A 19,795-nucleotide genomic window follows, 5' to 3' on the forward strand; every position below is an offset into this window, starting at 1 on the left:
GCCAATCCAATGCGATCTCTACTGTCCCGGCAAATCTGATAACGATCCCCAACTCGTTCATCCGGGCCCCTGGAAAGACAAAGTCATGAACACGACACAATCGAAATCAGCCTCCGTTCGCATCAGTCAATGGTCTCTCATCCGTTGTGGCTGTACCGTCGCTGCCAGTTTGGTGTTCGTGTTCAGCCTCTGCCTACCTGCGACGGCACAGGAACCGGAGGCCCCATCAGGGTCCAGATCGAATTCGAAACAGCGCCAAGATTTAAAGATTCGTGTCACCAATATTCATGGAAAAACGCACCCCTCGGAGAATTTTTCTGCGTACTTAGTCGCCCCCGATGGCACGCACCAAGAGCTTCAGAAACACCCTCAAGAAGCGGGCTTCTTTGTCGCCGAGCAACTGCCCACCGGCAGCTACTCTGCTTACATTCGCGGTCCTGAAACCGTTGTCATGCACCGCTTTTTCTTTCAAGCCAGCGCCCCCCCAGCAGACGAATCAATGGCGACTGACGGAGCAATGGCGACGATGACGATCCCTACGGCGATGCTGTCAACGCGTCGACTGCACCAACTGGTTGAACGTTACATGGTGCAAGAACCAGTGATCAATGAGCACGACGATCGCAGGACTTTCGTCAATCAAAAGCTCTCACCGACGCTTCCCACGCATCAAGACTTGCACGTTGAGACCGACCGATCATTAAACGGCATCGTCGTCGGACCGACCAAGACAAAAGGCAAATCAACGACGGCACATCGCGCAAACGTTCTGTTGTTGCGTGGTGATGTCATCGTGTCACGCACCACGACAGACCAGGACGGGGTGTTTTTCTTTGAAACCGTTCGTCCCGGCGTCTCAACTCTGGCGGTGTTCCATCAATCAGGCGCAGCGATTGTTCCCCTGCACGTCAAACGCAATGGCGTTGCCGAACAGGCGCCCAACCTGTTGCAAGACTTACCGCAGAGCAGGGGGCGAGGTCCGCTGAGCTTTCGAATGCCAGCCGGCCAACTCCAACTGGTCACTCGCCAGGCCTCGGCAACCGTCAAACCGGTCGCAGCGGTCATGCTACAGACGTCGGGAACGCCGACGATTCAAATCAACTTGGCGAATGTAGGTCAATCCTTCCAGCCGCTGCAGCAAGAAGTCAGCGGTTCAATATCGTCTGTGGCACCGACCTCAACTGCGGGGGGCGCGGCGGCGGCGGCAGGCGGACTGACCGCTGGCGTTGGCGGAGCCGGTGGCGCTGCTGCGGGTGGCGCTGCTGGAGTGAGCTCAATCGGAGCTGGGAGCGTCGCTGGGCTGAGCGGATTACTTGGCGGCGAAGGCGAAGGCATCGCATCGCCAAACGCAAGCAGCCCTGCGGTTCCCTAAGAGAGCTTCGGTCCCGAACGGATTCCACCTCGGCATCTCTCCGGCATCTCTCCGGCAACGCCCAAACATCGGGCGAAACGCTCGGTGTCCACCTGCCTGCGGCCCCCTTGGCGCCGCACCATCAGGCGGGGTTCTCGCCCTGAATCGGCCGCCAAGCCTGGCCAAAAACCACTCCACAGAGGCATCAAGCGTCACTTCTGCTTCCAGCTGGACGCCTTCAAACAACCACAATCAGGGTGACAGCCTGCGAATTAAGGGGTGGTTTGATTGCAAGACGGGCATTCGACATCTATAGTTTGTCTGTAATCCCCACTCTTTTCTGCCAAGACGCCGGACAAGCTCGATGACATCCTTCAGTGGTATTTCCAGGCTCGCTTCGTTGCTGATTCTAATGGTTGTCGCTCTGGCCACACGCCAGGCTTCTGCTCAGACCATTGATGTGTCCCAGCACCAGTGGGTCAAACCTGATCAGCAGGGTCTGGTGACCGGTCGAGCGATCACGGTCAAGAATCAGAGCATCCAATCGCTGAGAAATGCCCGCGTCGCATTGATTCGCTCATCGGACCAGGAAGTCATTGCCAAAACCGTTGCCAACCCGCGCGGCCGATTTCAATTCCCCAACCTGACCGCCGGAGTTTACACGCTGCAGATCAGCGGCGCAAACGCGTTCGGCTACGGCACACTGCATGTCATGTCAGCCGACATTGAGGCCCCGGATCATTTTGAATTCACCGCCGGACTGATCTCTCCTCAATTGGTCAAGGAGATCGCTTTGCGTTATCAGGGTGACACAGCCAAATCGTTGGCAAACTTTGACCCCCAGTTCAATCCACTGGAAACCGATCGCGCGGCCAAGGGGAGCATCACTGAGATCCTGCAACGCAAAGAGGGGCTGCGTGGCCGAATCAACGTTGCGGGATTCTCTAAGGATGATGCTCAAATGGCATCCGTTGGCACCAACGTTCTGATCTATCGGGGCGATCGCTGGGTCGCACGAACGGTCACCAACACGGAAGGTGACTTCTTTATCGCCAACCTGCCTGCAGGCAGTTACACCGTGGTCGCCGCTGGGGCCGATGGTGTCGGCGTGATGGGAGTCAACCTGCTGTCTAAAGAACAAAGCCAAGCTCGCTCACAGCCCAGCGACACCATCAGCTACGTGAGCCAACCGATCGATCCCGCTAACATCTTCGTGCTTCAAATTGGTCAATTGGCTGATGTTGAAGAAGAGGAAGAGCCGGAAGACGAAGAAGAACTCGCTGCCGAGCCAGAAGTCGCAAACGCTGCAGGTGGCGGCGGGGGCGGTGGAGGCGGAGGTGCTGGCGGAAGCGGTGGTGCAGCGGCTGCCGCAGCAGCCATTGTTATCGGTGCCGCAGTGGCCAACCAAGACAATGATCCGGTCAACATCGCTCCACCAGCGAGCCCGGTCAATCCGTAAGACGAGCGTGCCGCACGACGACCGCCTGAGCTTTTTATGGGCGGCTTCTCATTGGTGGCTTCTCCTAGCCAGCCTCTTCTCGCCTGGCTTGCCCCCCAGCGGATTGCCTGCTGACCGCCCGTGCTAGCGTCATGGTAAACGGTAAACTCACCGCCCAACGGCGCGGTTTATCTGTTTGTCATTTCAGTCATTTCGTGCGCCGATTCACGCACCGACACAGAGCGAGAACGTCGGCGGGCAATCGCAAGCGGTTTGGCAGCGAGTGCTTTCGTCGCCCCTAAACAGCGGCAACAATACATTCCCGCCCTTGATCACGCTTTGGCAGTTGCCTTGCCGTGCAAATCACGGGTGGAACAAGGCTGGCGAAGCGGGCGGGGCTTGATTCGCTGGCTGCTGATCCCTCCGCAATGACCTCACCGCAATGTTCCCTCCGCAACTGCTTTTATTGAAAGTCGATTCATATTCCGACCTGTTCCAACGCCCGGTTTCAGGGGGTGTTAACTAAACTGTTGGGCCAAGTTACATTGTTTACATGCCAAATTTGGGACCGAGCGGTTTCCCAAGGCTGTCACACCGCAGCTGATTCGGCGTCCCGCCCAACGGGATTGCCTTACCAAGGGTTCTGACTGACCGATCGCCAGCTCCATTTGCCAGCTCAATAAACTCTCCTACCACAACTTCCCTCCGCAAGATCGATAACCTTATGAGTTCAGCTCAAACTTCAATCAGCGAGCAGGTGGCGGCAGCTGCCTCAGCGGCTCGTGGCCGTCTTAATGAACACACTTTGAAGACCGTGCACTGGCACTTCAGTGATGAAACCGGCAGCCCGTTTTGGCTGGAAAAGAAACGCGAGCTAAATTTCGATCCACTCTCGGACGTCAAGAGCTTTGACGACCTCAAGAAGTTTCCTCTATTCGAGGACGAGTGGCTTCGCGGTGGTCCGGTCGATCGCTGGGTTCCCAAAGGGCATGCTGGCAAACCGGTCTACGTGTTTGAAACCGGTGGAACGACGGGGATACCCAAGAGCCGGATGGTGATCGAAGACCACTGGAAAGACTACGAGCTGTTCAGCGAAACCTTGCCGGATGAACATTTTCCCCGCGGGGCCAACTGGCTGATGCTGGGCCCCAGTGGGCCGCGTCGACTGCGACTGGCTGTCGAACACCTGGCACAGCATCGCGACGGCATGTGCTTCTGCATCGACCTGGACCCACGATGGGTGGTCAAGTTGATCAAGAAAGGCTGGATGGAACACCTTGAAGAATACAAGAAACACTGCATTGACCAAGCCGTCACGGTGCTGACTGCCGGACACAATATCCAGTGCATGTTCGCAACCCCGAAACTGCTGGAATCCTTGGGCGATGCCCTGGAAGATCGTGGCACCAGCCTGCAAGAAGTTGGCATCAAAGGCATCTTCTCTGGCGGAACCGAATTCACTCCCCAGTGGACGCGGTTCTGTGTCGAGGAATTGCTGGGTGGTCCGGTCGAAGAAGGCGGCGTCTTCATGACTCCGACCTACGGAAACACGTTGATGGGTCTGGCCTGCAGCAAGCCGATCACCGCCGCTGATGAATACAAGATCAGCTACTACGCTCCCCAACCTCGCGCGGTCACAGAAGTCGTCGAGTTCGAAGATTACAACCAAGTGGTCGGTTATGGTCAGACCGGACGTGTGAAGCTTTACACGTTGACCGATGAGTTCTTCGTACCGGGCTTCATGGAACGCGACGAAGGCGAACGCGAAGCTCCCTTCGACACCTATCCCTGGGATGGAGTCAGTGGCGTTCGCCCCTTCCACGAAATCGCCAGCGGAACCACAGTGGGCGTCTATTAACGGCCGCTCATTCATCCGTCCCCTTCAAAACTTTGCTTTCTTCATGACGTCACGTCGCACTGCGTGGCGTCTGCGTGAAAGCTTTCGATTCAATTTTACTTTTTGCTTGAGTTAACTTGTATGATCACGTTGCAACCGCTTCGCTGGGGCAAGCCCTACGAATCCATGGAGCTTAAGGACGTTGTTCACTTCGACACCGGAGAGCCGATTGCCCGTTTCGGTTCCGTAGGCGGTGGAATTGTTGCCCGCGATATGAAGCGTGCCGGCAATGCCCGCAAGGCCTTGTTGCAACACTCGCCTGACGAGTTGCTGTCGATGTGCAAGAAAGCTGCTGAACTGTTCGAGTCAGCGGATCTGCCCGTGGGCGACAGCACTCAATCGGTCGATCAGTTCGTTCACCAGCAGTCGGCATCCACCGGTTTGCCTGAACACATGTGCCGTTCCAACATGAAGAAGAACGGCTTCGTGCTGGCAAACATGGAAGAGATCCTCCAGTGCCTGACACGCGGCTTAGACCTCAGCATTCTGTCGCGTGGTTACGGTGACGAAGGCCGCGGCGTGACGGTCAGCTATCAGGCTCAGACCCCCATCTTGGGCGCCGTGTTGCCGAACAATTCGCCTGGTGTGCATACCCTCTGGCTGCCGGCGATTCCGCTGCAGGTTGGCCTGGCACTGAAACCGGGTTCGCAAGAGCCGTGGACGCCGTACCGGATGGTTTCCGCGTTCATCGAAGCCGGTGTCCCTCGCGAAGCTTTCGGCCTGTATCCCGGTGGACACGATGCCGGTGGTGCGATCATGACCAAAACGCCACGCAGCATGATCTTCGGCAGCGCTCAAACGGTGGCCCAACACGCGGGCAATCCCAAGGTGCAAGCCCACGGCCCTGGTTGGTCGAAAGTCATCCTCTGTGATGACGTCGTCGACGACTGGGAACTGTACCTGGACATGATGGTCGAAAGCGTCCTCAGCAACAGTGGTCGCTCATGCATCAACTGCAGTGGCATCTGGGCCAGCCGCCACACGCGTGAGATCTCGCAAGCGATCGCCGAACGCATCGGTTCAGTCGATGTGTTGCCACCGACTGACCCGGGAGCTCAACTGGCGGCCTTCACGGTCCCCGCGATGGCCACCGGGACCTATGCCATGGTCGAGCAAGACCTGGCCGAATCCGGTGTCACTGACATGACGGCCGATTACGGTGAAAAGCTGATCGAAAAAGAGCACTGCGCTTACCTGCGTCCGATGGTCGTTCACGCCGATTCGCCCGAACGTGGCGTGGCGATGAAGGAGTACATGTTCCCGTTTGTCAGCGTGGTGGAATGTCCACAGGCTGAAATGCTGCGTCGCATTGGCCCCACCTTGGTTGGCACGGTGCTGACGCGTGACGAGAGCTTCATCGAAGCGGCAGGTGCCTGCACCGAGATCGATCGCTTGAACGTGGGCCCGATTCCAACGAATCGCTTGAACTGGTTGCAGCCTCACGAAGGCAACATCATCGACTTCCTGTTCCGCTCGCGTGCCTATCAAGTGGCAGAACTGCCCGTCGGTGCCACCGCCTAGTCGGACAGGCACGGCGCTTTGAACGCGCCCGATTCGCCATCACGAAAAGCGGCCACATGCCGCTTTCACTGGCGACGCCCATCGGCGAACACATGCGTGTCCTGAACACGCACTACGTTGTGATTGATGGCGTCGTACCAGTCGTCTGCCTGTTTCACATCCGCCGCTGCGGGTCGTGCTTGATGTTGGTAGTAGCCGAGTGAAACGCGCTGGGCATCAGGGGGCAACTTCGACAGGGTCTGAGACCAAACTTCAGGCATTGCATTGCCCCGCTCATCCTGCCAACCGCCTGCCACAGATTGCAGAGGCAGGCTAATGAACAGGGACTTGCCCAGTGCCGCGGCAAGCGACGCGGTGGCGGGACGACTTGCCACCTGCTCCGGTTCGCCGCTCTGAACCACTTGGCCTTTGTCCAGCACAACAATCTGATCGGCCAGTCGCATGGCCTCTTGCCCATCATGAGTCACATGAATGGTGACACTGCCGGAGGACACCGCAACGCCCTCTTGCCGACTGCGATGTAACTCGGCCAAGTCTCTTTCGAGCGGCAAACGCAGCCCGGCATCAAGCGCCGAGAGCGGTTCGTCCAGCAAGAGCACCGCCGGTTCGGTTGCGATCGCACGCGCTAGCGAGGCTCTGCGTTGCTGACCGCCGCTTAACTGCTGCGGCAACCGGTCTCGCTGTTCGACCAGACCGACACGATCGAGCGCCATGCTTAACTGCTGGGCCCGCTTTGACTTAGCCACCCGACCACGCATTGCCACTTGGATGTTCTTTTCGATCGTCAGATGCGGATACAGGCCGCCGGCCTGAGGCACCCAAGCAACATCGCGTTTGCGCGGTGGCAACCCCGTGGCGTCAACGTCCGAGAAATAGACTCTCCCGGCGTGAGGGAAAACCAGCCCAGCGATCACTCGCAACAAAGTCGATTTGCCACTCGCACTGGCTCCCAGCACCACCACGTACTGGCCGGGACCAACGGTGCAGGACAATTCTCGCAGCGCAGCCTGATTGCCGTAGAACAGCGAAACCTCTTCAAGCTTTACGGCCACCATGGCGAAACGCCCTCATCAAGCAAGGAAAGACAGGCATTCAACGGCCTGCGACGGAGCCCCAGCTTAACCGGCAGACCGCCATCCCCCCACTGTTGTGAAGGAAAAGACTGATAAAGTCTAACGGCTAGACAATGGTTTCGCGTTAACAAGTTTTGCCGCATTGCGTGAGCCCTGGCGATTGGTCGCAATTTTCTTTGGTTAACAAGAAAAGAGGTCGAAGCAATGAGAGCAGCATCAGGTGCGATCATCATGCGCTGCGGCTGAACCCTTGAACTTGAACGGAGCTTTGTCGATGACACGTCTGCTTTTTTCATCCAGCACACGCGCTGCGAAAAACACCATCGGCGCGGTCCTCATGTCGAGCCTGCTGAGTAGCACCCTGCTGAGTAGTACCGCACTGGGCCAACAACTCAATCGCCCCGCCACAACCAGCGATCCAGCAAACACACAAACCATTCTGGTTCAGCCGCTTCAGCGCCAAGCGTCCCCGATCCACATCGATGATCTCCAGCGTGGTCTCACCACCCCCGACACACAGGCTGCAACGCTTGTGACCAACGCTCAAGAGCCCGCCGCTGAATCACTGGAGCCGATTGCTCAAGACGAGACTCAAGACCAGCCCGCTGCGGGCACAGACAGCGTTGAACCGGTTGCAACTCCAGGCATCGATCTGCAGACGGCTCCCGCGCAAAGCATCGTCGCCCCCACCGACAACATGCAGTTTCAAGATCGCAAAGCCTCCTTCTCTGACGGACACTTTAAGTTGCCAAACATTCGCGCGTTGACCACTCGCCAAGACCAGATTGGCAACGGCGTCGTGCCAATCGGCGTGGAGCAACTAGCGGAGGCATCAGAGATTCCCTTGCCGGAATCCCCTGCAGATCGTGCCGGCCAATGGCAGTGGAACAGCTATGCCTGGAAGGCGCCTAACACGTTTCACCATCCACTGTACTTTGAAGATCGAATGCTGGAACGACATGGGCATCAACGCCATCCCGCGATCCAGCCCTTGGTCAGCAGTGGACGGATGGCCGCTCAGATTGTCTTGTTGCCCTACTTGGCCACCATCAATCCGCCCTGTGAATGCCAGTACACGCTGGGTTATTACCGCGCTGGCTCCTGTGTGCCACGCCTGAAGCAGCGAGCACCCTACCAGCGCCGGGCAGCACTGGTCGAAGCGGCTGCAATCATTGGCTTCATCGCTGCAGTTCCCTAATCAACTGAAATGCATTGATCAACTGAAATGCATTGATCAACTGAAACGGATTGATCAATCCAAGCAGGGATCACTTCCATACCCCAGCCCTGGTCCATTGAGCTGACCGGTTGGGATCTGACCATCGCGGATTTCAAAGAAGTCGCCAAAGCGTTCCATCCAACGCTGATTTCCAGCCGGTGCATATTGCCGACCGTTGCTCTCGACGGCCGCGACCGAAGGAATGTGTGCAGCCAGTGAAGCGCTGTGCAACAGAGAGGCGCCTACGCAGGTTAAATCCTGCACGCACAAGAACATGCCTAAATGCCGAGCCACCGCGCCCAGCAACAACGCTTCGCTGTGACCCTTGCAGGCTTTTAAGGCGATACCACTGTAGCCTTGGCTGGCAGCCAAACGCAAGCTTTCCAAACCGACCAAGGATTCGTCGATCACCACGGGACGACGCTTGGCAGCCCGGAACATGGTGGGCTGGCCGGGGGATTCCAAGTCACGATTGGTTGGCTGTTCAATGTACTGGATGCGGTCATAGACCTTGCCTCCCATCGCTTCCAAACGCTCTAGCAATTCCAAGACATAGGCTTCGTCCTGGCAGCGCTCATTGAAATCCAATGAATACGCCCAATCAACGTCTCGCGATTCGCTGGCGACTTTGTCAATCTTGGCCACCCGAGCAACATCCCAATCTAAATCATCACCGTCCAGCTTAATTTTCAAGTGGCTTAGCCCATTGCGATTGATCCACTCCCCCAGCGTCACCGGCAAACCGTCATCCAGTGGCTCGGTGACTTCATCATCCGTCAGTGGATCCAGGGCACCGACCAAGTGATACAGCGGCATGCGAGCAACGGGCGTACTGTTGATCAGATCTGACAAGTGAAGCCCGTCAAACTCCTGGTCCAGGTAGTGCCCCATGTCATGCGTCAGATGGTCGCGCGAGAGCAATTGGTAACTGCTGACACCGGCAGCCTTGCCCTGCGCATCAAAGATCGCAGACTCGAGAGGCGAACCGGCCAGCAAGATTGCCAGCTCGGGAATCGCTTCGGGCAACTGTAACTCTTGTTGGACCTTGATCGCTGCCGCCTTCTGTAACGGGGACACGCGGTGACAGACATCCATCGCATGCCCTTGCTGATCAACTGCTTGGTACGCCGCGGCAAGCTCGCCAGCCAAGGCGATCACCGCTTGCAATTTGGTCTCATCGTCAACCTGCTTGCTTGGCCAAGCCCAGGCGATGCCCATGGTCATGGATCCCAGGCCGCGATTTTGCCCCGCAGCCGTCCCGGACTGCGTTTGCATTTCACAGTCAACCGACAACACCGCTACGTCATTGACGACACGACCGCCAAACTTCATCGGCGTTCGATAGTCATAGGTTTCCGTTCGCAGTGACAATTCGAAATGCTTGATCGCGGTCATAAACGGTCTTTTCCTCTGTTGATCTTGCCCGGTTTGGCGAATTTTCAATGACTTTTTTTGGCGAATTTGCAATGACAGGGCCATCTGTGGTCCAATGCCAGGCCGTCAAGCCCATGGACCGGCAACACGCCCCGCTGGCATGACGGTACACCTGCCCCCAACAAACTGCAATCCGGGAGACAAACAGCATCGATCCACGCTTGGCTGACCCGAAAACGTCCCGAGACCGCCGACTCCACTGGTGCCAGGCAACACACCAAAGAAACACCCCACCAATGAACTGATGGCGGACCGCCCTCTGGCGATCAGTCGACACAAACCACCGCAAAAGAGAATTGGTGGCACCAGAACCGGGGGCATGGGGAGTTACGGTAAGCCGACCAGAACTGCGGCTGGCAAGCTGCGTAAATTAGTGAACTTCTGGACCACTGCGAAAGAAAGAATTCAAGATCATCAGCGGCGATCAGGCAAAGGAGGAAATCTTCTCAATCTGAGCCCGTAGCATTCTGTATTCCGGGATTTACAAGCAATAGAAGTAAATTCTGCCTCAAAATTCTTGATAGCAATGCCGAATTTGGAGGATATTCCGCGATTCTTCCGGAACTTGCACAAAACGTTGGTCGTCTCATCAACCACGATTCGTTGACACTGCCCAAGCCCTAATTAGAATCGCACATCAACTTGTCCAGATAACCCAGCCCCCTTAAGCTACCCCCCCAATCTCCAGAGTGAGCTTTGGCGGGGAAACGGTCTGGAAGGGTCACCTCTTCCGATGACGGTTTTCCCTCCACGACTTAGTGAGGCTGACCTTCGCTGGTTAGCGAAGACAGTTGAGAGAAACGGAATGAAAACGACGCGAGATTCCATCAGATTTGATTCAATGGAATCCCGCGTGCAACACCCCGCTCCATCGTCACTGCTGCCTTAGGCGGCCTGACACGTTTGGTAGAGATAGTCGATGACCCACCGATCGAATTCGAAAACAACTCGCAACGCTAGTTCAAAACTCCGCAAACGCGCTGACGTCCGCCGAAGTGCGGAACAGAAGCGGCGTTTGCTGATGGAAACCATGGAAGACCGTCGCATGCTAGCGGTGACCATTGATCCATCGATTTTTGAACCCCAGCTTCCTCGTAACGTCGGCACGGTTGCGGCGTACCAGTTCAACGAGCAAGAATTGGCGAACAGCCCTGGCGGTAATGACACGTTCAACAGCGCCGAGTTCGTGCCTCTGGGAACGCTGCCTGGTCAGCAGAACACCATTGACCTGAATGGTCAGATGAGTTCAACGCGGAACGCTCAGGGGCGTTTCATCACCGACGTCGACACCTATGCGGTCGACTTGCGAGCCGGTGACATTCTTGACTTGGCGTTGACCGGCGCAGTGGGCAACATGTCGGTTTACTACGGGGAAGGGACATCGCGTCCTGGGCAGTTCTACTTTGGTGCTGACGACAGCCAAGCGATTCTCTACGGCGATGGGTCGCCGCTTCAAGATGTGGGCAGTGCGGTTGCCGCTCAGGTGATTCCTGAAGACGGCCGTTACTACATTGCTTTGGCACCGACCTTCAATACATCGGTCTACTCGATGGGCATGCGAGTGTATCGCCCCATTATGGAACAAACTCCAGTAGGCACCAAGCAGATCTTGTACGTCGACTTTGACGGCGGTTACTACTCAACCGACTTGATCTCTGGCAGTACTCTGCCCCGCGGCCTGGTTCGCTTCCCATCGTTGCAGGAAAACCTCGACGTGCTTGGGTTCACCAACCCGAACGCGGTTGACATCATCGAACTGCAAGAAGAGATCATGGAAGAGGTTCGGCGAGCGTTTGGGACGCTGGCGACCTTCGGCACCAACGGTGACTACGACTCGACCGGCGTCGGTGGCGACTTTGGGATTGAGATCATCGGATCCAATGAGGTCCCAGAGCTGATTAGCCTGCGTGATCCGGATTCGCAATATTACGACCTCAATCTGTCATCCAACCCGCTGCTAACGCGTATGCTGGTGGGTGCTGAAGAAGCGGACGTGGGTTTAACCGGCCTGCTAGGCATTGCCCAGTCGGTTGACGTCGGCAACTTTGATACCAGCGAAATCGGCTTGGTCTTAATGGATGCGGTTCCCGGTGCGGCAACCATTCCATTGTCGCCTTCGGCTTCACAGTCGTCCGCCATGGCGCGACTGATTGCCAACACGATTGTGCACGAAGCGGCACACACGTTTGGTGAACGACACACCGATGGCACCAACACAATTTACAACATCGTTGATGGTCCTGGCCCGTTAGTCATCGAACAGGGCGACCTGGGCGTTGGTTTCGACGGCGTGTACGGTACCGCTGACGACACGAACTCCATTTTCCCTGATACGGACGCGTTTGATCTGAACGAAGGGTTGCTTGGATACAGCCGAACCGGCCCCTCGCTATCCCACAGCTTGTCAACAGGCACCATTGGGACGCCGATTTCCGGGACTGCCTGGAACGATGCGAACCAAGACGGACGATTCGCCGGTGAAGTCGGCCTGGAAGGCGTCACGATCTTCGCTGACGTCGATGGTGATGGCGTTCAAGATCCATCGGAACCATCCGATGTGACCGATGTAAACGGCAACTACTCACTGTTGGTCGCAGCGGGCATGCAATGGAACATCGTTGCGGTTCCCGACGTGCAATACGTTTCCACAAGCACAAACCCTGTCGCAGCTGCCGGCGGAGCAACGGACGTCAACTTTGGTTTCTACAAGTTGATCCCTGACGCCGACGGCGTCGTCTTCGCCGATTTCAACGGCAACGGCAATCCAGACAACACCGAGCCTGGCCTGCAGGGCGTCACCGTTTACTTGGATCAAAACGACAACGACATCCTGGACGCTGGCGACGTGACCGCCGTCTCGGACGCCAACGGCCGCTACCGCATCGAATTCCCCGGAGCTGGCACCTACACACTGCGTGCTGACGTTCCAGCTGGCTTCCAGCAAACCTCTCCGGTGGGAAGCGAATACAGTGTCGACTTTGACGGCATCGCGTTGACAGAAAACTTCTTCTTCGGATTGCTGCCCTCGCGAGATTACGGGGACGCACCGGACACCTACGGCACCTTTTCGACCAGTGGTGGTCCCAGCCACGGCTTGAGCTCCAACATTGGACTTGGCTTGCTAGTCGACCGCGAGACCAACGGTGCCCCTTCATCCACGGCCTTGGGTGATGACAACAACGGCATCGACGACGAGGACGGCATTTCGCTGACCGCTCCCTTTGGACCTGGTGGCACAGGAGCGATCGACGTTTACATTCGCAACACCAGTGGAGAGCCTGCCTACCTGCAAGGCTGGGTTGACTTCGATGCGAGTGGAACGTTCGACAACGACGAACAAGTCTTCACCAACGTGCCGCTCAGTAACGGCGTGAACAACTTGCCTGTCGTCGTTCCAGAGGATGCCGTTGTCGGCAGCACCTTCACTCGATTCCGCTACAGCCCCACTCTGAACTTGGGCCCCAATGGCGAAGCGGACCTAGGCGAAGTTGAAGATCACCAGATCGACATCCTGGAAGAAGCAAGCATCACAAACGCGGACAGCGTCACGGTGACACGAAACAGCGTCGCCAATCAAATCTTTGTCTTGGCCAATGACTTCGAAAGCTCCAGCGTTCAACTGGAAGTCGATCGAACCGACGCCACAGACACCGCCGGAACAGTCCAAATCAGTCAAGACGGCCGCTCGGTGATCTACACACCACCGAATGGCTTTGTCGGACGTGATTCGTTCGGTTACCGCGTTCAGGATCAAAACGGCAACATCTACCCCGCCCTAAATGAACCAGCGACGCGAGTTGAAGTCAATGTGACCTTCCAGTCCAACAAGCCGATCGCTGTTGACGACATCTTTGAATTCCCATCAACCGTCAGCAACCAGCCGCTGAACGTCTTGGACAACGACATTTTCAGTCTTGTTGGCGGAACTCAAATCGTCAGTGTCACCGCCGGTGACCAAGGTGGCCAGGTCACCATCGAAGGTGGCCAGCAAACCATCCGTTACACACCCCAGCCGAGCTTCAGCGGAACCGAGCAGTTCTTCTATACGATCTCGGACGCCAATGGCGAGTTCAGCACGGCTCAAGTGACGATCAACACGCTACCAGGTGCCAACCTGGATGACCGCGTGGAATTCGATCTGCAAGTGCTTGACTTCCCCAACCGCCAGCCGATCCCCGGCAGCATCGAGGTGGGTGAAGAGTTTTACTTGCAAGTCACCGTTGACGACCTAGACAATCCTGCCAACGCGTTTGACGGTTTGGCTTCGGCTTTCTTGGACGTTCTTTACACCGACTTCCTGGTCTCACCAGTCACCGACGGTGCAGGCAACATTGATGTCGAGTTCGGAGAACTCTTTAGCAGCACTGGAGCGACCAACCTGACCACCGGTAGTGCAGAGATTCCCGGGCTGCTGGAATACTTCGGTGCCGTTCAGCCTCCAGGAAACGCCAACCAGAACAACAGCTCACACCCGCTGTTTGTGACCCACTCTGGCCCAACCGTCCTGTTCACCATCAAGATGAAGGCCGACTCCAGCGGGATTGCAAGCTTCAAGGGCGATCCCACCGACGTCAACAATTTTGAAACGGTATTGATCGGCGAAGAGAACTCGCCAACCACCGTTCCACAGATGCGTTTCGGAAGCACTGAACTGGAGATTTTTCCTCCTGCCAACGGCGTGTTCCCAGCTGCCATCGATGACTCCTTCCCCGAAGCTCTGGATTCCGAAGGTCGATTGATTGTCCCTGGCTCTGAACAGCCATTCATTCTGGATGTCCTGGCCAACGATCAATTCGGCGAGACAGGCCAGTTGACAGATATCTCTGTTAACTTCAGCAACACGCTCGGGGAAATCGATGTCGTCGACATCAATGGCACACCGGGTGATTTGACGGACGATGTCCTGGCCTTCACCCCAGCGGATAACGTGAGCGGGTTTGCATCGTTCACCTACACCATCACAACTCTTGATGGCGTGGTCAGCCGAGCGGAAGTCACTCTCAACGTTGGAACCAACTCGTTCAACGACGATGAAGTTGATTTGACCATGGCGTTGGTTGATGCCGACGGCAATCCAATCCTGAACAACGAAGTCACCACCGGTGATCGCTTCGGCGTTCAGTTCTATGCAGAAGACATTCGCGGCATCACGTCATCGTTCGTCTTCGCCGCTTTCCAAGACATGATGTTTGACAGTGATTTGATCACCGTCGCCGACACCGCCGAAGGCCGTGACCCGCTGCTTGGATTTGACGTGACCTTCGGCCCGCTTTGGGACGGCACCGTCGCTTCGGGTAGTGCTCGCCGACCTGGCATCGTTGATGAATTCGGGACTGCACTGAAGCTAAACATCGCCAACGAGTACCTGCAAGGCACTCGCCCTGTCGATGAGCCCAGCTTGGTTGCAACGATCTTCTTCGACGCCACCGGAAGTGCCTTGTTCGATCAGCCAACGCAGATCATCAGCGGCCCCGTGGAAAGCCTGCCGTTCCACGACACACTGCTGGGTGGATTCAACAACTCGGTTGAGCGATCCCACATTCGTTACGACGTGCTGGACATCACACTCAAGCCAGCCAACTCGCTGCAGAACAGCATTCTGCCAGAAGACGTTAACGGTGACGGACGAGTCACTCCACTGGACGCGATCAATGTGATCACATCCCTGGGAGCGAACCCCGAGGGCGAATCGACTCCGGGCAAAAAACACCTGTTCACCGACGTCAACGGCGACTTCCGCACCACGCCTTTGGACGCGATCAAGGTGATCAACTACCTGTCGCAAAACTTTGGCATCAACACGGGTGAGGGCGAAGGCCTTGGCGGAGCGGCTCAACAAGCTGACTTGGCTTTGGTGGCCGACGACGACGATGACGACCTAATCAACGTCTTGGCCGCCGACCAGTTTGGATTGGCTTAAGCATCAACGCGATGAACAAATGATCTCAGGCCGGTTCGGAAACGAACCGGCCTTTTTTAATGCCAGCGTGGCCGGGCCTATTCTCTCGACCGAGCCCCAGAGACGTCCTAACGCTCCCTCGGCGCTCCTTCGAACGCTCCCTCGGCCACTGAGAACCGTCTGCTGGCGGATCTTGCTGGGGACTCTGCTGGCGGCCCCAGCCCAGGGTGGCAAGCAAGGAGCCTGCGACAATCCGGGCAAAGACTCGCCGATCGCCGCCTGAACGCGAATCGTTTCAAGTTTGAAATCCCCTGAAATTGCCCTTTCAAGAGCGGTTTAATCTTTGGTACTCCGTTGACCGTACGCCGGACCCGAGATGCGTCTCGTACTGTTGGTATGAATCCCAGGATAACGGATGTCCCTCTCCGCTAAACCCAAGCTTTCCCCGTCCACTCCATCACTCCGCGGCAGCGTTTGCCGCCAGGCGGTGTGTGGATACATCATCGCTGCCACCGTGATTTCCAGTTTGACTGGTTGCCACGATGGGCCGCTGTATGCTTTGAAATATACGAATCCCTACTTCCATCACGAATGGCAGCAGGATCGCGCGTTCGGCGTCACAGACCACCAGCGACGACAAGAGTTGCAAAAATTGGCCAAGGTCATCGACCGCATGGAGCCCAAAGAACAAGCGTTCTGGTACCAACAAGTCCAGAACATCATGGAATCCGATCCGAGCCCAGAGATGCGCCGCCTGTGCGTTTTAACGGCCGCTAAAGTCGCCACTCCTGACGCCTTGACGCTGATCGAAACGGGTCTCAAGGACGACAACTTGATCGTTCAAATGCAAGCCTGCAAAGCGCTTGGCGACCGCAACGAACCCCGCGCAGCACAGATTTTGGCCACCACGATTGGTTCAACAAGTGAATTGGACGTGAAGCACGCCGCGATCGAAGCGATCGCTCAGCACGATGGTAAAACCGCTGTGAATTCGCTGCGTTTAGTGCTCGACGATTTAAACCCGGCGACCACTGACCTGGCAATCAATAGCCTTCGCAACGTCACCAACGAAGATTATGGGACAGACCCTGCGGAATGGATTGCTCAATTAGACCAAGCCTCTCCAGCCGAGGCGGACGGGAATAATCCACGGATGGCCAACGAGCCACCGGCAATCCCAAAACTGTAGCACACCTGCAATCCCAAAACTGTAGCACACCAGCGAACGAAAGAGATCCGATCCATTGACGCATCGATTCGAGTCAAATGAGGACGATCCAGCGATCAATCCCTACGCGCCCACCGCTGAGGTCTCTCATCTCAGTCAGGTTTCAGCGGCCCAAGAAGACTGGCCTCCACCGCTGTCGATTCGCCTAGTTCAAATCATGGCAGTCATCCTGATGATTGGCTGTCCAATTGGTGCAGGCTTCGCCTTCTGGGACATCGAAACGATCATGGGCAGTGGGCCCATCTTATCGATTCTGGCGTTGCTGATTCTGATTTGCTATCTAGCAACGCGTCGTCGCAGTGCGCTCAACCCATGGCATGGGTGGCAGTTCCCCTGCGTCACCGTTGCCCTCGCCATTGGCGTGTTCCTTGTGATCTACTTCAAAGAATGGAGTCCTGATGACGCGCAGAAACCGATCTCATGGGCCTTTGCAGGTTACGCAGCGTTTGCCCAAGTTGGCTGGCTGTTATTGAAACTCAAACGCCCCACCATCAGTGAGTGACCGGAATCCAAACGGACTCGAAGTCCGCAAAGAAAAACATTCAAAATGTCAAAATTTGACAGAATGTCTCAAGTCTGATCTTCGCGCCCCTTCGCTGGCTTGAAATGGTAATGCTTGTTGGCGCTGGCACTTGCAACGGTGACAGTGCGGCCAACGACGAAGTCTTCTCGCGACGCCTTGGCGTGCAGCACACTCACCGAACAGGGCATCGAAGCCATGATCAGCTCACCAATTCTTCTGGCCATCTTGCATGCGGCCATCATTCCGACCATTGGAATCTGGGCACTGCTGGCAACCAAACTAATGGTTGGCAACCGATTACGTTGGGCGGAACGCTGCTTCATGGGAATCCTGCTGACGGTTAGCTTGGCGACCCTGCATGCAGTGATGACCGACGATGCCAACGTCTGGTTCGTCCACATGCTGACACTGGCGTTGATGGTTTTGGGGCAATTTTTGGTCCCCAGCCGACACAATCTTCACGCTGTGAGCGACCGGCCAGTGGGAGGGGTGATCTGATTGTTTTCCCTGTTTTCCCCAGGGCGATTGCCGAGCGAGGGGATCTGATGCGATACTGTGGCAATTCCCTGCCGTTCTAGCTTGCATCAAACAAAGAAAACGTGGACACCGACGTTACCGCTCCAGCCGACCAGTCTGCCGCCAAAACTGCCTCCAAAGTCTCCGTTCAGCCCGGTGGCCCGGTCAGAGGCACCATCCGTCCTCCAGGTAGCAAGAGCATCACCAACCGTGCATTGATCTGCGCGGGAATGACCCCAGGACAGTCTCACGTGACGGGAGCCTTGCGCAGCGAAGACACGGCAGTCATGATTGACAGCCTGCAGCGCTGCGGCGTTCAGATCAGTGTTGAAGCGGCTGGCACTCAGCTGAATGTCAACGGTGACTGCTGGGCCAATCGAGCAAGCTCAACCGTAACCGAGCGTGACTGCCAGGAACTGTTCATTGCCAACAGTGGCACCACGGTCCGATTTTTAACCGCCGCACTTTCAGCGGCAGGCGGCCACTACCAGCTGCAGGGTGTGCCGAGGATGCACCAACGTCCGATTGGGGACTTGATTGATGCGTTGCAGCCCGTCCAACAAGGAAACCTTACCGCGCTGTCTGCCGACGGTTGTCCCCCGGTGCTGATTCAGTCCCAAGGCTGGAACGGCAAAACCATTCAAGTCGGTGGCAGCATCAGCAGCCAGTACTTAAGCGGCTTGATGATGGCCTGCCCGATCGCTGCCGGCCAACTTCAAGCAGCAACCGGCAAACCGCAATCGATCACCGTCGAAGTCATCGGCGAACTGGTCTCCAAGCCCTACGTGGACATGACAGCCAACGTCATGCGTTCCTTTGGCGCGGAGGTTCAGTTGACGTATGACGATAACGCCACAGCGGAGGGCGTCTCCGCCACTGTCACCATTGATGGCAACTACCAAGCCAGTCAGTACGCCATCGAACCGGACGCCTCAGCGGCCAGTTACTTTTGGGCGGCGGCGGCCATCACTGGCGGCGAAGTCACCGTCGAAGGCCTGACCCCTGACGCCATGCAAGGCGATGTGGGATTCTGTGAAGTGTTGGCCAAAATGGGCTGCAAGCTTGCCGTTGGCAGCGATTCGATGACCATCAGTGGTCGCGCTTCGCAAGGCATCGATATCGACATGAATGCGATCAGCGATACCGTGCAAACGCTGGCCGTGGTGGCGTTGTTCGCCGACGGCCCGACGCGCGTTCGCGGTGTTGCCCACAATCGCTACAAGGAAACCGACCGGATCGGTGACTTGGCCACGGAACTTCGCAAGCTGGGTGCACGGGTCGACGAGCACGAAGATGGGCTGACCATCACTCCGCCCCCACAATCCGCGTCCGGTTCCAGCTTAAGTCCCGCCGTCCTGGAAACCTACCATGATCACCGCATGGCGATGAGCCTCTCGCTGGCGGGATTGCGGCAGCCTGGCGTGCAGATTTTGGATCCCGCCTGCACCGGAAAAACCTATCCCCAGTTTTTTGCTGACCTTGAAGCTCTGATCGGCCGTCCGCACCGATGGTCAATGGAATAAATGGCTTCGCGGCTTGATTCCTGAAGGGCTGGTCAGCCAACGCAACTATCATAGGTTGCGACCCTATTTGTGGCGCACGCCAGCCCGGCGTCTTCCCATTCCTCTCCCCGCTTCCTCTCCTGAATAAGGTTCCAGATGCTCCGCCACCTGATTGCCTCAACGCTTTTCGCTTG

At 56.8% G+C, this 19,795-nt stretch carries 13 protein-coding genes; 10 read left to right on the forward strand and 3 right to left on the reverse strand.

Features of this window, described 5'->3' with window-relative positions:
* Positions 1-85: 85 nt before the first annotated feature.
* The 4 genes from SV7mr_RS25505 to SV7mr_RS16645 all read left to right on the forward strand — a co-directional run bounded on the left by SV7mr_RS25505 (position 86) and on the right by SV7mr_RS16645 (position 6,207).
* Positions 86-1,372: a hypothetical protein gene (locus tag SV7mr_RS25505; protein WP_419187495.1), complete on the forward strand. Its 1,287-nt coding sequence runs from the start codon at positions 86-88 to the stop codon at positions 1,370-1,372.
* A 343-nt stretch (positions 1,373-1,715) separates the two neighbouring features.
* Positions 1,716-2,810: a carboxypeptidase-like regulatory domain-containing protein gene (locus SV7mr_RS16635; RefSeq protein WP_145274608.1), complete on the forward strand. Its 1,095-nt coding sequence runs from the start codon at positions 1,716-1,718 to the stop codon at positions 2,808-2,810.
* A 703-nt stretch (positions 2,811-3,513) separates the two neighbouring features.
* The gene (locus SV7mr_RS16640) at positions 3,514-4,647 is read left to right on the forward strand and encodes an acyl-CoA synthetase family protein (RefSeq protein WP_145274611.1); all 1,134 of its coding nucleotides are present in this window, start codon (positions 3,514-3,516) and stop codon (positions 4,645-4,647) included.
* Positions 4,648-4,767: 120 nt separating this feature from the next.
* Positions 4,768-6,207, forward strand: coding sequence for an aldehyde dehydrogenase family protein (locus SV7mr_RS16645; RefSeq protein ID WP_145274614.1), 1,440 nt, complete (start codon positions 4,768-4,770; stop codon positions 6,205-6,207).
* A 65-nt stretch (positions 6,208-6,272) separates the two neighbouring features.
* Here the strand turns inward: SV7mr_RS16645 and SV7mr_RS16650 are convergent, their stop codons facing one another.
* A complete protein-coding gene (locus SV7mr_RS16650; RefSeq protein ID WP_145274617.1) occupies positions 6,273-7,262 on the reverse strand; it encodes an ABC transporter ATP-binding protein in 990 nt (329 codons plus the stop codon).
* Between the two features lie 292 nt (positions 7,263-7,554).
* Between SV7mr_RS16650 and SV7mr_RS16655 the strand changes: the two genes are divergently transcribed.
* Positions 7,555-8,478, forward strand: a complete 924-nt coding sequence (locus SV7mr_RS16655; RefSeq protein ID WP_145274620.1) for a hypothetical protein — start codon at positions 7,555-7,557, stop codon at positions 8,476-8,478.
* 54 nt (positions 8,479-8,532) lie between these two features.
* Here SV7mr_RS16655 and SV7mr_RS16660 read toward each other — a convergent pair whose 3' ends face one another.
* A complete protein-coding gene (locus SV7mr_RS16660) occupies positions 8,533-9,894 on the reverse strand; it encodes an enolase C-terminal domain-like protein (RefSeq protein WP_145274624.1) in 1,362 nt (453 codons plus the stop codon).
* 958 nt (positions 9,895-10,852) lie between these two features.
* On the opposite strand from SV7mr_RS16660, the gene SV7mr_RS16665 reads away from it, so the two are divergent.
* The 3 genes from SV7mr_RS16665 (at position 10,853) to SV7mr_RS16675 (ending at position 17,562) form a co-directional block, all read left to right on the forward strand.
* Entirely contained in the window at positions 10,853-15,853 is a 5,001-nt protein-coding gene (locus tag SV7mr_RS16665) for an Ig-like domain-containing protein (protein WP_145274627.1), read from the forward strand.
* A gap of 394 nt (positions 15,854-16,247) precedes the next feature.
* On the forward strand, positions 16,248-17,021 hold the full coding sequence (locus tag SV7mr_RS16670) for a HEAT repeat domain-containing protein (RefSeq protein ID WP_145274630.1): 774 nt from the start codon (positions 16,248-16,250) through the stop codon (positions 17,019-17,021).
* Between the two features lie 55 nt (positions 17,022-17,076).
* A complete protein-coding gene (locus SV7mr_RS16675) occupies positions 17,077-17,562 on the forward strand; it encodes a hypothetical protein (protein WP_145274633.1) in 486 nt (161 codons plus the stop codon).
* Positions 17,563-17,630: 68 nt separating this feature from the next.
* Here SV7mr_RS16675 and SV7mr_RS25510 read toward each other — a convergent pair whose 3' ends face one another.
* Positions 17,631-17,780, reverse strand: a complete 150-nt coding sequence (locus SV7mr_RS25510) for a hypothetical protein (protein ID WP_419187496.1) — start codon at positions 17,778-17,780, stop codon at positions 17,631-17,633.
* Here SV7mr_RS25510 and SV7mr_RS16680 point away from each other — a divergent pair.
* Entirely contained in the window at positions 17,779-18,081 is a 303-nt protein-coding gene (locus SV7mr_RS16680) for a hypothetical protein (RefSeq protein ID WP_419187497.1), read from the forward strand. The two genes, SV7mr_RS25510 and SV7mr_RS16680, sit on opposite strands and share 2 nt — an antisense overlap.
* A 101-nt stretch (positions 18,082-18,182) precedes the next feature.
* A complete protein-coding gene (gene aroA / locus SV7mr_RS16685) occupies positions 18,183-19,622 on the forward strand; it encodes a 3-phosphoshikimate 1-carboxyvinyltransferase (protein ID WP_145274639.1) in 1,440 nt (479 codons plus the stop codon).
* Positions 19,623-19,795: the final 173 nt, after the last annotated feature.

Origin of the sequence: Stieleria bergensis (assembly GCA_007745635.1) — a bacterium.
Classification (GTDB): domain Bacteria; phylum Planctomycetota; class Planctomycetia; order Pirellulales; family Pirellulaceae; genus Stieleria; species Stieleria bergensis.

Bases quoted from the DNA above. Each gene is read 5' to 3' on its own strand.
- SV7mr_RS25505 (WP_419187495.1), top strand. From the start codon at position 86: ATGAACACGACACAATCGAAATCAGCCTCCGTTCGCATCAGTCAATGG.
- SV7mr_RS16635 (WP_145274608.1), top strand. From the start codon at position 1,716: ATGACATCCTTCAGTGGTATTTCCAGGCTCGCTTCGTTGCTGATTCTA.
- SV7mr_RS16640 (WP_145274611.1), top strand. From the start codon at position 3,514: ATGAGTTCAGCTCAAACTTCAATCAGCGAGCAGGTGGCGGCAGCTGCC.
- SV7mr_RS16645 (WP_145274614.1), top strand. From the start codon at position 4,768: ATGATCACGTTGCAACCGCTTCGCTGGGGCAAGCCCTACGAATCCATG.
- SV7mr_RS16650 (WP_145274617.1), bottom strand. From the start codon at position 7,262: ATGGTGGCCGTAAAGCTTGAAGAGGTTTCGCTGTTCTACGGCAATCAG.
- SV7mr_RS16655 (WP_145274620.1), top strand. From the start codon at position 7,555: ATGACACGTCTGCTTTTTTCATCCAGCACACGCGCTGCGAAAAACACC.
- SV7mr_RS16660 (WP_145274624.1), bottom strand. From the start codon at position 9,894: ATGACCGCGATCAAGCATTTCGAATTGTCACTGCGAACGGAAACCTAT.
- SV7mr_RS16665 (WP_145274627.1), top strand. From the start codon at position 10,853: ATGACCCACCGATCGAATTCGAAAACAACTCGCAACGCTAGTTCAAAA.
- SV7mr_RS16670 (WP_145274630.1), top strand. From the start codon at position 16,248: ATGTCCCTCTCCGCTAAACCCAAGCTTTCCCCGTCCACTCCATCACTC.
- SV7mr_RS16680 (WP_419187497.1), top strand. From the start codon at position 17,779: ATGATCAGCTCACCAATTCTTCTGGCCATCTTGCATGCGGCCATCATT.
- SV7mr_RS25510 (WP_419187496.1), bottom strand. From the start codon at position 17,780: ATGGCTTCGATGCCCTGTTCGGTGAGTGTGCTGCACGCCAAGGCGTCG.